General features: G+C 44.1%; 9 protein-coding genes. 3 read left to right on the forward strand and 6 right to left on the reverse strand.

Features of this window, described 5'->3' with window-relative positions; translation table 11 throughout:
* Positions 1-699 precede the first annotated feature (699 nt).
* The 3 genes from FLA_RS05500 to FLA_RS05510 all read left to right on the forward strand — a co-directional run bounded on the left by FLA_RS05500 (position 700) and on the right by FLA_RS05510 (position 3,844).
* Positions 700-1,659, forward strand: a complete 960-nt coding sequence (locus FLA_RS05500) for an NUMOD1 domain-containing DNA-binding protein (protein WP_076382613.1) — start codon at positions 700-702, stop codon at positions 1,657-1,659.
* Positions 1,660-1,793: 134 nt separating this feature from the next.
* Positions 1,794-2,357 carry an RNA recognition motif domain-containing protein gene (locus FLA_RS31935; protein ID WP_076382612.1) on the forward strand — a complete coding sequence of 188 codons (564 nt, stop codon included), beginning with the start codon at positions 1,794-1,796 and terminating at the stop codon, positions 2,355-2,357.
* A gap of 155 nt (positions 2,358-2,512) precedes the next feature.
* Positions 2,513-3,844: a sensor histidine kinase gene (locus FLA_RS05510; RefSeq protein WP_076382611.1), complete on the forward strand. Its 1,332-nt coding sequence runs from the start codon at positions 2,513-2,515 to the stop codon at positions 3,842-3,844.
* A 79-nt stretch (positions 3,845-3,923) separates the two neighbouring features.
* On the opposite strand, the gene FLA_RS05515 is transcribed toward FLA_RS05510, so the two are convergent.
* Genes FLA_RS05515 through FLA_RS05540 form a run of 6 tightly spaced genes read right to left on the reverse strand, consistent with a single transcriptional unit; the run spans position 3,924 to position 13,844 of the window.
* Entirely contained in the window at positions 3,924-5,057 is a 1,134-nt protein-coding gene (locus FLA_RS05515; protein ID WP_076382610.1) for a TlpA disulfide reductase family protein, read from the reverse strand.
* Between the two features lie 7 nt (positions 5,058-5,064).
* Positions 5,065-6,717 (reverse strand): PKD domain-containing protein, encoded by a 1,653-nt coding sequence (locus FLA_RS05520; RefSeq protein WP_076382609.1) that lies wholly within the window; start codon positions 6,715-6,717, stop codon positions 5,065-5,067.
* Positions 6,718-6,736: 19 nt separating this feature from the next.
* Entirely contained in the window at positions 6,737-8,161 is a 1,425-nt protein-coding gene (locus tag FLA_RS05525) for a PKD-like family lipoprotein (protein ID WP_076382608.1), read from the reverse strand.
* 6 nt (positions 8,162-8,167) lie between these two features.
* Complete coding sequence (locus tag FLA_RS05530; protein ID WP_159445198.1) at positions 8,168-8,977, reverse strand: DUF4843 domain-containing protein; 810 nt, start codon at positions 8,975-8,977, stop codon at positions 8,168-8,170.
* 16 nt (positions 8,978-8,993) lie between these two features.
* Positions 8,994-10,475: a RagB/SusD family nutrient uptake outer membrane protein gene (locus FLA_RS05535; protein ID WP_076382606.1), complete on the reverse strand. Its 1,482-nt coding sequence runs from the start codon at positions 10,473-10,475 to the stop codon at positions 8,994-8,996.
* 18 nt (positions 10,476-10,493) lie between these two features.
* Complete coding sequence (locus tag FLA_RS05540) at positions 10,494-13,844, reverse strand: SusC/RagA family TonB-linked outer membrane protein (RefSeq protein ID WP_084206554.1); 3,351 nt, start codon at positions 13,842-13,844, stop codon at positions 10,494-10,496.
* Positions 13,845-13,912: the final 68 nt, after the last annotated feature.

The raw sequence follows: 13,912 nt of genomic DNA on the forward strand, positions 1-13,912 counted from the left end.
CTATTATTTACTATAAGCTGGTTAATATGACTGAATTTGAACTTTTACAACAGACTTTACACGACTTTGCAGGAATTGATGCACCTGCTTTTGAAGTCAGTGTTCCTTTCTGGCAGGTAAAGCAGTACAAAAGGGAGAGTTTTATAATGAATATAAGAATGTGTGCAAGCATTTAGGATTTATTATAGACGGTGTATTCCGGAGTTATCACGTAAATGAAGAGAATGGAGAAGAGAAAAATATACTCTTTTTTACACCACGTCAAATTATTGCTGCTTATAAAAGCTTTTTAACGCAAACGCCCTGTAATTATTATATAGAGTGCATGACAGATGCTACTATTATATACATATTAATCATCTGAACGAATTATATCGAAATTCTCACCAATGGGAGCATTTTGGACGCCTTGTTGCAGAATTGGCCTTTAATATAGTAATGAATCATACGGAAAATTATTTATTTAAGAGTCCGGAAGAACGTTATTTACAGTTAATGGAACATCATCCTGATATATTTAATACAATTCCGTTGTACCATATTGCTTCTTTTCTGGGGATTCAAGGGCCTTCGTTAAGCCGGATAAGGAAGCGGATGCAGGGAACACCGGGGACAAATGAGGGTTTTTTGAAAAATAAATAAATAATTTTATTTGTTATTGGATATTCTTCGTAAATTTTATTATTGAATATCCTTGCTATGATTAATGAAAAACCTACGACTGCTGTTCCTGCTTACAAAGACGATTGTCTTGAAGACAGACCGGGTGAGGTCTGGAAAGAAATTCCTGGCTTGAGTGGCGATTTCCTGGTATCCAATTGTGGCCGCATTAAACGCGTTGCCCGCCAGGTTGTTGATGCTCAGGGGGGAATGTATACATTGCCTGCCAAAATAAGAAAAGCCCAGGTAAACAAAGACCGCAACATGCGCTGCCATGACTGGACTTACCGCCTGCAGGTGGTATTGCAATTGCGTAATGTAAAGTACTCTTTCCAGGTTGCCCGGTTGGTTTACCACTGTTTTGTACAGACGTTTAACCTGAAAGACGCCACCGTTAATGTAACCACTAAAAACGGCAACGGGCTTGATCTAAGGCCCGAAAATTTGTTGCTGGTAAGCCTGAGTGAAAAGGCACAACGTCCTTACGATACCGGACGCCAGCTAAGTCATCTGCAAACCGACAAGTACAAGCTGCTGGAAATTGTAAATGCTTCCAGGGAAAAAACATCTCTGATGATTTCGCAGTACGACGGCTCGGGTTTGTGGATGAAAACTTATCCCAGTATTATGGATGCCTACCGTACTACGGGTATTTCTTACGGCAACATTTCCAAAGCGGTAAAACGCCCCGCCAGTAAGGCTGGCGGATTTTACTGGCGTTATGGAGATGGCAATAAAATTAACCTGAAAGAGGTGCACGAACATGAAAAACGCAGGCAGCGTTCTTACAAAGAAAAACAGGGACGTAAAGTAACCCAGTTTGATTTGGAGGGCAATCCCTTAGCCTGGTACAGTGCTTTATCGGAGGCGGCTAAAAAGGCCAAAATCTCGCATAAAAGCATTACTACCCATTTAAAAGGGATTACCCGGCATGCAGGTGGTTTTTTATGGAAACTAGGCCACCACAGGGAAAAAGTATTGTTTTCAATAGCCAATTAAGAGGCTGAAAAAAGCGCCTAACCGATTTACTGCCAATAAGTAACGTAGGGCGTTTTTTTTCTTAAAAACATTTGCCGCAATATTGATGGTATTGGCGGGAGTTCTTGTAATTTTACTATATTAAATATTTTAGCATGAAGCTTTTTGTAGCAGGTCTTACCTATGATTTTGATGATGTGGATTTAAAAGAAATGTTCGAATTATACGGCGATGTTACCTCTGCCAAAGTGGTATTGGATAGAGAAACGGGAAAGAGCAGAGGATTTGGTTTTGTTGACATGCCAGATAGCAACGACGCCCGTCAAGCCATTGAAACCCTGGATGGCGCCGGATTAAAAGGCAAAAAAATGTCTGTTAAAGAAGCGGAAGCACAACAAGGTGGCGGCGGTGGCCGTGACCGTGGAGAAGGCGGCGGCGGTTACCGTGGTGGTAGCGGCGGCGGCGGTGGATACCGTGGTGGTAATGGCGGCGGCGGTGGTTACCGTGGCGGCAATGGCGGCGGCGGTGGATATCGCGGTGGCGATGGTGGTGGTGGCGGTGGATACCGTGACCGTGGTGGTGAAGGCGGTGGTTACCGTGGTGGAAGTGGAGAAGGCGGCGGCGGTGGATACCGTGGCGGCAATGGTGGCGGTGGAGACCGTGACCGTGGTGGCGATAATGATCGTTACGGCGGCGGCGGTGGTGGACGCAGATACTAATTTTCACAACATTTTATACCGAAGGACAAAAGCGTATTTGCGTACTCTTTTGTCCTTTTTTATTGTGCGCCGATGTTCCCTTGAACTAGGGTGTTTGTTGATTATTTAGCTTATTTTTAGATCTTCATAGTTCATCACCCTATACAACCTGATCCTTGCAGATAACTACAACACTTACCAACCTGTGGCACTGGCTCATCGGAACCAGACCCTCTTTCTCAAAAGCAAACATTGCTTTTAATACCATTGGCATTATCACCCTTATGATATTGCTGGTGTTTTTACCATTTAACCTGGCCATGGGGCTTGGCAATATTGCTGTTTCTTTGATATTGCTAATCACCTTGCAGCTGGTGTTTTATTACTTTTCCCGGTTTAGAAAACAGTATTCTGTCAGCATTATATGTTACGCTATAGTAAGCTATATAGCAATGGCTGCATTGTTCTTCTTTAACTCGGGCAGTAAAGGGCCTACCATCTTTTTGTTTTTCCTCACCTTCCAGTTGCTGATTGCCTTTTCGGCTAATCGTTGGCATTTTGTATGGTTTATTGCGCATTTTCTGGTAATACCCATGTTAATGCTTATCGAGTACTTTAAGCCGGAATGGGTACCAGACACCTATGGTACACGTAAAGATTACTTTATAGACCTGGTAGTGAGCTACCTGGTAATTCTGGTAGGTATTTACTGGATTACCAATTACCTGCGTAAAAACTACCTGCGTAAGAAGAATATAGTAGACGAGTATGCCGCTAAAATTGAACAACAGCATCGGGAGATATTGGTAAAGAATGCCCAGCTGGAAAAACTGAACCAGGAGAAAACCAAATTGTTTTCTGTGGTTTCGCACGATTTGCGTACTCCCCTGGCAGTAGCAGTAAGTTTAAACGAGCTGATTAACGATTTTCCGCTGGAAGAGACAGAACGGATGCAATTGCAACGTGAGCTGTATGAATTGGCTAAAAACACGCTGGATATGTTTAACAACCTGCAGGCATGGTCGAGCGGGCAGTTAAAAGGCGGTGTACGGGTAAATCTGGGTAAGGTGCAGGTAAAACCTGTAGTAGATAAAGTTGTGTTAGCCCAGCAGCTGTTTGCAGCTAAAAAGCAGGTAAAGATGAACGTGAAGGTGCATGAAGACTTTGCAGTTACTGCCGACATGGATATGCTGGAACTGATTGTGCGTAACCTGGTACAGAACGCTATTAAGTTTACACCCGTTTCTGGTGAAATTCATATTGAACATGTTACGGAAGACGGCAGAGGTATTATTACCATCAGGGATACGGGTGTGGGTATGACCGATCAGCAGATTCAAAACCTGTTTACACTGCAATTATCACCCAGCTATGGCACCGGTAATGAAAAAGGCAGCGGTATTGGCTTACATCTTTGTAAAGAGTTTGTGCTGTTGCAGGAAGGCGAGATATGGGTAGATTCGGTAATTAACAAAGGGAGTGCCTTTTATGTGGCATTGCCTGTATAAATAAAAAACAGGAACAACTGCTGAGGTTGTTCCTGTTATAAAAAATGGGTGTTTAACAGGTTGGCAACGTTTGTCGTTTTTATTCCTGTGGCCAAATGGTGGCCAGTTTATTATTGAGTGTTTCGCCCCGCAGATTAATCCCGATAATTTTTCCTTCCGGGTTTAGCAGAAAGCTGGCAGGTACAGCCCTTATTCCGTATAGTCTTCCTACTTCATTATTCCATCCTTTCAAATCTGATACATGTGTCCAGGGGAGTTGATCAGCTTCAATGGCCTGTGCCCATTTCTGCTTATCATCATCCAGCGACACGCCCAGCACTTCAAAGCCTTTGTCTTTATACTGTGCGTATTGTTTGCGCAGGTTAGGATTTTCGGCGCGGCAGGGCGAGCACCAGCTGGCCCAGAATTCCAGTAACACATATTTGCCACGATAGCTGTTTAATGTTACCGGTTGGCCGTTGATATTGTTTTGAGTAAATGCAGGCGCAGTGGCGCCTTCTACAATGGTGTGTGCTGCATTAATACGTTGCGCCAGTTCCTTACCTGGATCGGTGTTACGTAATTCTTCACTCAGGTTGTTGTATAATGTTTCTACACTGCTTACTCCTTTCATGCCGCCTGCTTCGGAAAGGGCAATAACGCTGAAATAACTATTGGGATACTGCTGCGCAAATTCAATTTGCTTAGTGGCACGGTTGGCTATGTTCTGGCGATATTGCTTGTCAATAGTCTGGAAATAGGCGGTATCTTTTTGCTGCGCTGCTGTGCCGCTGGAAAAGGCAATGTTTACGGCTTTGGTAAGCTCCATAATAGTGCCGCCGATGAACCGGTTATAAGCATTGTATTCTTCATTCACCTTAGAGCCGCTGATAGTAGCATGTATCAGCGAGTCGGCCGATTGAATTTTTACCTTCTCTTTTCCCATGTAGAAATAAATAACATCACCACCATATACCGCCCGTTGTTTGCCGCTGCCATCATGAGACAGACCCATACGTACATACGAGTAGGGAGAGGTATGCCCGGTAAAGCGGAATGCGCCATCTTTTACAAAGGCAGAATCACTTTTGCTTTTACCGTCGTCCATATAATCGAAATATACCTTTGCAGGCGCATTTAAGTGGCCTATTTTTCCCGTTACGGTGAAATTGGGAGCCTGGGCTGCTACCAATAAGGGAAGCAGCGCCAGGGGTGTTAAAAGCTGTTTTTTCATTTAATTGTTAATTGGTTTTCCAGATGCCTGTTTCTGATAATTGAATATTGCTGCTGCCACGGGTGCTGTTCACCACCAGGCGGTAATATTGGTATGTGTTGGTATTGCTGAACCGGAAACGGCGAAACTGCTTGCGGCCGGGGAACCATTGTGTGGTTTGTTCATCCAGCTTTGTCCAGCTGTTGCCATTGTTAGAAGCTTCAAAAGTCCATGTTTTAGGATCGTTGCTGCTATCGCCATCGCCAGAGGTAAGTGTATAGGAGTTAACCGCTGCTGCACTCTTTAATTGGAAGTTAAAGGTGAAGCCTGAGGTAAAGCCGGCTGAAAATTTAGTATCAGCGTTGTTATCCAGCAATTGGTTACTTCCTTCCGAAGCAGTGGCGCCGCCCGCATTTTCCTGGCTGACAGTGAAGGTGCTGCTGGTAGTGATATTGACATCTGCACCTGGTATTACCAATGCATCGCCGCTACCGGAATAGGTGATGGAAGCGTAAGCGGATCGGGCATTATTTAATTGCGTGGTCCAGTCACTGTTCCAGCCAAAGGCTTTGGCTGCCAGTGGTTGCAGGTTGGTGCCAGCTGCGCCGCTGTAGAAGTGAATAAACTCGCCCATATTCATACGCCTGTCGTAGAGGTAAACAGCGTCGAATTTTGATTTAGGGAAGTATTGAGATAACAGCTGGAAGAACTTTGCCAGTGCTTTTGATTCACCATACTTGCTATAGATGGGATAAAACCAATCGCGAAACCATTGTGATCCGGCAGTAGGGTAAGTATCAGAAATGTTCATGCACTCATCATACGTGCTGGCTGCTTCTGTAGTAAGACCTACACCTTTAAACACATCGTATACAAATATCTCCGCCCATTTGCTATCGCCCCATATATCAAAAGCGGGCGACTCTTTTACGCCGTAGCTGCAACCTTCTACAATGTGGCCTATTTCATGAACAGATGCCCCAATGTTCCAGCCTGCCTTATCCACCCAGGCATTTTTACCGCCACTGGCTCCAAGGTCAATGACGTTGCGGTAATCGTGGCTATCATCTACATAACCAGCGGGGTGGCCGCCATAGTATTTATCGGTGTGCAGGATCACGTATAAACGATCGTCCTTGCTGATGTTTTTACCAAAATCACCATATACTCTTTTGGTATAGGACCATACATTGTCAAAAAAATCAAAAGGCCAGGTAACTACACGGTTCACATCGTCATCATAATACACCGCCACGTTGTTGCTTACATACATCCTTTTTACCAGCTGTGCATGTTCGCCCCAGTGTTCCTGCCAGGCTACCGGCGATTCTTCACCGCCGGCAATGCCCAGTTCTTTCATCATGCTGTCTTTGCCAAAGTTGTTGTAAGCAATCAGCTTTACTTTTAAACTACCGCCTGCTTTATAGGTGTGTTGTACATCGGCCGTGGTGGCAGTGGTGCCGTCGCCAAAGTCCCAGCTGTACGAAGTGGCATTTTTAGAGGTGTTGGTAAACTGTACCGAAACGGGAAGGGCTGTGTTGGCGCCTATGGTAAAGTTAAAATCAGCTGTTGGCGCCTTTTGACTGCCACTATCTACCGCTTCTTTTTTGTTACAGCCGGTGGCTGTAGCGGTGATAATGGAAAGGGTGGCCAATGCTGTATACCATACTTGTTTTTTCATATTATTATATTAGGTGGGTTTAATCTCTCTGGTAAATGTCAATGGGAGTGCCGGGAATGCCTTCTATGGTTTTTATAATGTTGCCGCTGCTGCCGGTTTGTATATCCAGGTACAGCAGTTTGTTATCAATACCTGCCACCAGTGTATTCTGGTTTAACAGCTTTAACATAGACACCTCTTTGCTACCAAAATCAGCAGCGAGGGGTTGTATAGTCTGACTTTCGGGATTGTAGCGGTACACTTTAGTGCCGCTGCTGAAATAAAAGATGCGGTCGTCGGTGCTTTGCCATTTGGTGTTGGCGGTAATCAATTCAGGTTGTTTAAAGGCTCTTTTATAATTGGTGGTAAAAGTGAACGGACCATTAAAATTGACTACAAAACGCAGTTCATATAAAGTGCCGGATGCATCCTTACCAAAAGCGTAGCAGTAATTGTTGTTGATCTGCTTCATATGAATCAGATCCAGTCCTACGTTTTTAGGGTCGAAGGCTCCTGCGGTGTCAATGCTCTCGTAGTTGGTGCCAAAAAATACAGGTGTGCCATACAGGTTAATTCGTAAAAAGCTTTTGGTATTAACATCATACCCTATATAAAATGGTGTAGCGGCATTATTATAAATGAACCACGGAGATAGCTGGTAATCACCTTCCAGCGGTACGCCAAACATGCCATAGATAGGCGCCTGGTTCCAGGTGAGATCGTACCCCCAAACAAATTTGCCATCAATCACACCTTGTAATGTGCCGGAAGTATTGTCTTCCAGGTTGTTTACGGTAAGGCTGGATGGTGGATCGAAATAATTGTTGGCCAGTGTTTTAATTTTCTTGAGGTTGTTGGCGTCAACTTGAACACCACCATTTACACCATCATTGGTAATGATCCAATAGCTGGTAACAGCACGGGGTACAATGTTCTCCTTTATTAAGCCCAGCAGGCGCGTGGGGTTATTGGGCAATGCTGCTCCGTTTAATGCTTCATAAATTCTGGGCCTGATACTGCCATCGTTTTTAATAAAAGAAAGCTGGGTAATACCATTTTCCTTACTTAATACGGTGGTGCCGGTGCTAAAATCGGTTCTGCCCTGTATAGAAAAGTCTTTGAAGTACTTCATGCCATTATCGTTGTTGGTAATGGTAAGATGTCCATCATAATGCGTAGCCCCCAGGCTGAATATGATACGCAGTTGATCGCCTGTATATACAAGGTCACTTTCCAGATCTGGGCCGCCTATTTTCCACTCCAGGGAAAGATGGGCAGCATTACCTATAGTTACTTTAGGATCGATAACTAAACTGTCGCCTACCACTGCATAATACAAAGTATCCAGGTTGTTAATAGCCGGAGCTTCGGGTTTGCTGTAGGTATAGTTTCCTTTGTCTTTATAGCATGAGCTGGTAATAAAAGCAGCCAGCAGCAAAAAGGTGAGTATGTGAATTCTTTTCATGGTTTCTTAGTTTATCAGTAAACCTTTTTCATCAATAAAGTGGTAGCCTGCGCCTGCATCATCTTTCCGGTACAGGAACTTTTTAGCAGGGTTAGAGGTGCTATAGAAGTAGTAGTCGTTGCTGCCTGCAAGGGCTTCAATAACATAGCCTTTATCGCTGTTGCGTTTTACCCAGGTAAATGGATCATTTAATAAAGAGGTAAGCAGACTTACCAGGTACAGGTTTTTAGGCGCATCCAGGCCACTGGTAGTAAGTGTAGTTACGCCGGTAGCTATAATAAACAACTGGTGCTTGGTGCGGGAATAGGTACCTAAGGGCCAGGAGCCCCACCAGTCCGGACGTTCCAGGGTGGCAGAGAATACCACCTTGCCTTTTATGGCTGTTAGAATATTTGCTCCAAAGTCACCGCTGCTTTGCAATAGCAGGCGAATGCTTACAGAGTTTTCTATTAAGGCAGCGTCTTTGTTGTAAATGATCAGCGGAACCTTTGTTTTGCCGGTATCGGCCGGCATGATATAATAATCTTTCAATGCTTCGTAGTGCAGGCCCTCCTGTGCAGTAGAGGAGTCCTGCATTACTGTTAACACAAATTTGCGGTCAAACGGGCGCTGTAGTCCGGAAATGCGAACAGGCAGAAATATGGTATCAAACGCCTTCTCCGGTGTATAGGCGAAGGTGTAAATGATACTGTCTTTTTGCTTTTCCAGAAAGTTGAAGCAGATATTGTCTGCGCTGTCATATAGCAGCTCATCTGCTTTTTTACAGGAAAAAAACAGAGGCTGTATAAAAAGTAGTACAAAGAATATTTTTTTCATGATTGTGCTTTTATAGTTATCTGCCACCATATTCAATTTCATCGTTAGGCAGGGGCAGTACAAAAATGTTATAGCCGGCAGGGTATATTCTCCCGGCAGGACCTATGATAGATTTGTTCAGGCGTTTGTACATATAGAAGATCTGCCCCTCTGCATACAACTCTTTCCGGGCTTCGCGCACCAGGCCATCTAAAAACTCGGCTTTGCTGCTGGCAGTGAAAGGGATGCCTATACCTCTGTGATAACGTACAGAATCCACCAAGGCATTGGCTTTAGTGGGATCGGTATCATAAGTGCATTCAGCAAGGATATAATACATTTCACTTAACCGTATTGCCGGTGCAGTAAGTGGGTGCCGGTTGGTGGTGGCATCATCTGTTTTGGCGTTCTGGTTGCGCACATATTTCTGCAGCTCGTAAGTACTGTTGGTGCTATTGAGCAGCAGCCATTCTTTATAACGGTTATCTTCTGCGGCAATGCCCGGGTATTCGTATAAAATATCGCCGTCTGTTTTGCTGAAAGTAAAAACCTTGAAGCGTTTAACAAGGTTTTCTTCCTGTTTGGGAATAGGCCAGCCAAACATTACTTCTTTATAGTTGATACGGTCTTTTAAAGCTGCATTAGAGTTGATAAAGTCTGCTTTGGTTGTCCAGGGGAATTTTTTAGCATCAATTATTTCCTGGGCATTCAGTGCGGCATTGATTTTATCATCTTTATACAGGTATACTCTTGCCAGGCTGCCACACACGGCATAGTAGTTCATGCGGTTTCTTCTGTTTTGAAGAAACAGGAAGGGGGCGCTGTTTTCAGTAACTGTAGGGTCTGATTCGTAACCTACCACGTAAGAAGCTTTAGCAATAGAATCTACTGGTGCCAGTAAAGCCTTGGCTTCTTTTAAATCGGTTACTATTTTATCCAACGTTTCCGAAACGGTAGAAAGTGGGGTAGGGGCATCGGTAAAAGTTACCACATAAGGGATAGCCTTGGCAACAGGGTTACTGGTATAGGAGGGTGCAAATAAACGCAAAGCATCAAAGTGTAGATAACCTCTTAAACCCAGGGCTTCGCCTTTTAATAAGGCATACCGGCTGGGGGTAAAAAGAGTTTTCTTTAGTTCCAGGTTTTTCAGCAATAGGTTACAGTTGCCAATAGCATTGTAAAGCCCTTGCCATATTTTGTCTTTCCGGGCAATAAAGCGGGAATTGGTAAAGTTGTAAATCACATCTTCCGAGTAGTCCAGCTCGGGAGCCAGGCCATTAAAACTATACAGCGTATAGTTTTGCGCCAGTACTTCGGGTAAGCCAAATGTTAGCTCTTCGCCGTAAATATCTGTTTGTATACACCTGGTGTAAATGCCATTCAGGCTTTCTTCAAAGCCTTCTTCTGTAGAAAACAGCTGATCTTCCGAAACCTGGGCTTCGGGTTGTATATCCAGCCATTTATTGCACGAGCCTAACAGTATGCTGGTAGCTACCAGCGCTATCCAATATTTTTTCATACACTACTTCTTTAAATGTTAAAACCTGGTTTGAAGAGAAAAGGTGAGGTTTCTGGCAAATGGATATTCCAATCCTCTTTCCAGCTTTACAGAGCCCCAACGCCAGATATCATTCATAGTAACTGCCAGGCGAAGGGTTTTCATACCCAGTCTGGAAATCACCACTTTGTTGAAATCGTAGGAAGCATACAGGCTGCTTAACTCTATTACATTGTCTTTTTGAATAAAGCGGGAGCTGGTTTGTGTTTGCCCCAGATCGGAAATGTTTTTATAGAAAGTATGGTCACCTGGTTTTTTCCATTTTTCATCAAATACACGTTGGTCTACATTGTAGCGTGGATCGGCATTCTCAATGCGGTCAACAAGTGTCTGGTTGTAATCGTAACCGCCAAAACGGGTATAGAAAGTGGCAGTTACCAGGAAGTTTTTATAAGCAGCGCTGGCTCCAAAATAGCCATAAGCTTTAGGCGTGGCATCTATAATAGGAAGAATGTCTTTTACATCCCATTCATAGGTAGTTTGGCCATTGCGCTTTAAAAACAATTCTTTGCCATTCTCCGGGTCTATGCCTAACGATCTTACTGCGTAAATAGCATCGGTGCTTTGCCCTTCATTATAACGCAGTAAGGGAACACCTTTGTAGTCGTCAGACTCTTGTGCTGCATCCGCTTTGTCGTTGTACTTTTTCAGCGAGTTGGAAATTTTTACAATCTTGTTTTTGTTGCCGGTGAGGTTGGTGAATATCCCTACGTTCCATTTGTTGTTCTTAAATACGGTGGCTTTAATGTTCACTTCCCATCCGGTATTTTGCATATCTCCTAAGTTGGCCATTTTGCCGGTGCTGCCTGTAGAAGGCGCCAGTATAATATTAGATAATAAGCCTTTCGTGTATTTGTAGTAATAGCGGGGGGATATAAAGATTTTGTCATTGAATAATCCAAGATCAAAACCTGCATCGTAGTTGGTCGTTTTTTGCCATTTCAGCTCGTCGTTACCTAATGAAGATACGGATGCACCAATGCCGGTAGCATACCATTGGTTGGTATAATAGTTATAGCTGGTAATGCCCATGAAAGGAGGGAAAGAAACAGAACCGGTGATGCCGGTGCTGGCCCTGATTTTTAACTGGCTAACAGATGTGTTGTGGAAGAATTTTTCTTTGTGGAGGTTCCAGCCCAGGCCTATGGAGCCAAAAGGAGCCATTCGTTGATCTTTACCAAAGGTGGATGAGCCATCCAGCCTGTAGCTAAGGTCCATCAGGTATTTGTTGGCAAAGGTGTAGTTAACCGATGCCAGCACGCTGGCCAGGCGGGTTTGCGGGTGACTGCTTTGGGGCGTACTGCCATCCGGGTAGCTGCCTGCATAGCCTATGTTAGAAAAACGGTCATTGGTAAAGCCTACAGCAGTAAAACCTTTATTGTCTGTATTGGAGGTTCTGAAATTACTGCCTGCAGTAAAGTTGATAAAATGATTGCCGGCTTGTTTGTTATAGCTCACCAGCAGGTTGCCATCTACACTTGTCATATCCGAAGTGTTATAGATGTAACGTCCTTTCAGTTTGTAATCATTGGTGCTATAATAGTAAAATTCATTGGCCAGTGGAGATGCAAAATCGTCGGCTGTATACTTGGTTTTGTTTACACTTAACTGGCCACGGAGTCTTAATGATTTGTTGATGTTCCACTCAGCGGAGAATGCGTCGATCAATTCCAGGTATGCCGATTTGATAAAGCTTTTCAGGGTAGCATTGTACATGGGATTTAACATGGTGAAGTTTTCAATAGCCATGTTAGCGCCTTCACGTCTTTGCCAGGTTTCCAGCTCACGTACAGTATTGCCGACAGAATCGGTTTTGGCGTAGTAAGGGTTTGTTTTTACATAATCCGCAAAGTTGCCATAGGGCGATTCTTTTGTATCTACCTGTGTTACGGTGAGTGTGTTTTTAAAAATAAAACGGTTGTCGGGGCTATAGGAAAGATTCATTCCGGCACTATACCGGTTTCTTTCCGATCCTTTCATAACGCCCGGCATAGTATGGTAGCGTAACTCAAGACCGTAGCGGATAGATTTATTACCTCCTTCTAAATAGGCAGAATGTTTCTGGCCAAACCCTGTTTGCAATGGTTGTGATAACCAGTAAGTATTCACGCCGCCTACTACGTTTTCTTTTTTAGAGTAGTACAGGCGGTCTAGCTGTGATTGTGTCAGTGCCTGATTTTTATTGGCATCGTACAGGCCCGCCAGGCGTTCGTATTCCAGCTTGTCTGCTGCATTCAGTACGTGGTAATCGCTCAGGTCCGGTGTGGTAGGGTTTAACTCGTAGTTATAGGATAACTGCAGTTTGCCTTCCTGGGGTGGAATGGTGGTAATCACCAGTACGCCATTAGCAGCACGGGAGCCATAAATGGCTGTAGCGGCCGCGTCTTTTAACAAAGTGATGGACTGTACCCGGTTAATATCCAGATCGTATACTTTTTCCAGGCTTACTTCGTAACCATCCAATATAAAAGTGGGCAGGTTAGTGTTGCCGGTGAGATTGCTTCTGCTTAACACCTCATTGCTACCAGTAGGAATAGCGGTGTTACCTCTTACGTTGATTACAGGTAAGCGATTGGGGTTAGAGCCCAGTACATTGTTCTGCACTATTTTAAAAGAGGGATCAAAAACCTGTATGCTTTGCAGGATATTTTGCGGATTCATTTTTTTCAGATCCTCGCCTGATACACTAATAGCCGTTCCTGTAAAGCTTTCTTTCCTGATGCGTTGAAAACCTGTGATCACTACATCGTCCAGCGGCGCTTCTTTTGCTTTAGGGGTAAGCGCAATGGAGAGGAAGCGGGCATCGGTAATAGCTATTTCGCGGTTTTCAAAACCTACAAAACTTATTACAAGTATGCTGCCCGGTTCGGCATCAATAGTGAAATTCCCTTCTTTGTTAGTAACCGTACGTTTTTTAGTGCCCTTTACTGTGATGGTAGCACTTTCAACAGGAGCGTTGTTTACACCATCCGTTACTTTGCCGGAAACAACCACGGGGGGAGTGGCTGCTTGTAACAGAAAGGTGGCATTCCGTTCTGTTTTGGCACTGACTACGATGGTTTTGTTTACAATATGATAAGTGAGGGGCTGGTTTTGAAAACACTGATTCAACACCTGTTCCAACGGCATGTTTTGCACGTCGATGGTAACAGGTTGCCCCTTTTCCACAATTTGCTCATTTAAAAAGAAAGCATAACCTGTTTGCTTTTTAATGGCATTTAATACCTTTTTGAGTGATGCGTTGTTTTCAGATAGTGTTACTTTCTGTGCTACGGCAGCGCCTGCCACCTGCAGGCAACAGGTCAATAGCAATACAGCTGTTAATTGCATAACCAGCATAGTTTTGGACTTCACACACCGGGGCCTGGCCACAGCTTTGTAAAGAGTGGTAAAATTCA

The sequence above is a fragment of the Filimonas lacunae genome (assembly GCF_002355595.1).
Lineage (GTDB): Bacteria > Bacteroidota > Bacteroidia > Chitinophagales > Chitinophagaceae > Filimonas > Filimonas lacunae.

Coding starts and splice junctions, on each gene's coding strand:
- FLA_RS05500 (WP_076382613.1), top strand. CDS start 700: ATGATTAATGAAAAACCTACGACTGCTGTTCCTGCTTACAAAGACGAT.
- FLA_RS31935 (WP_076382612.1), top strand. CDS start 1,794: ATGAAGCTTTTTGTAGCAGGTCTTACCTATGATTTTGATGATGTGGAT.
- FLA_RS05515 (WP_076382610.1), bottom strand. CDS start 5,057: ATGAAAAAACAGCTTTTAACACCCCTGGCGCTGCTTCCCTTATTGGTA.
- FLA_RS05520 (WP_076382609.1), bottom strand. CDS start 6,717: ATGAAAAAACAAGTATGGTATACAGCATTGGCCACCCTTTCCATTATC.
- FLA_RS05525 (WP_076382608.1), bottom strand. CDS start 8,161: ATGAAAAGAATTCACATACTCACCTTTTTGCTGCTGGCTGCTTTTATT.
- FLA_RS05530 (WP_159445198.1), bottom strand. CDS start 8,977: ATGAAAAAAATATTCTTTGTACTACTTTTTATACAGCCTCTGTTTTTT.
- FLA_RS05535 (WP_076382606.1), bottom strand. CDS start 10,475: ATGAAAAAATATTGGATAGCGCTGGTAGCTACCAGCATACTGTTAGGC.
- FLA_RS05540 (WP_084206554.1), bottom strand. CDS start 13,844: ATGCAATTAACAGCTGTATTGCTATTGACCTGTTGCCTGCAGGTGGCA.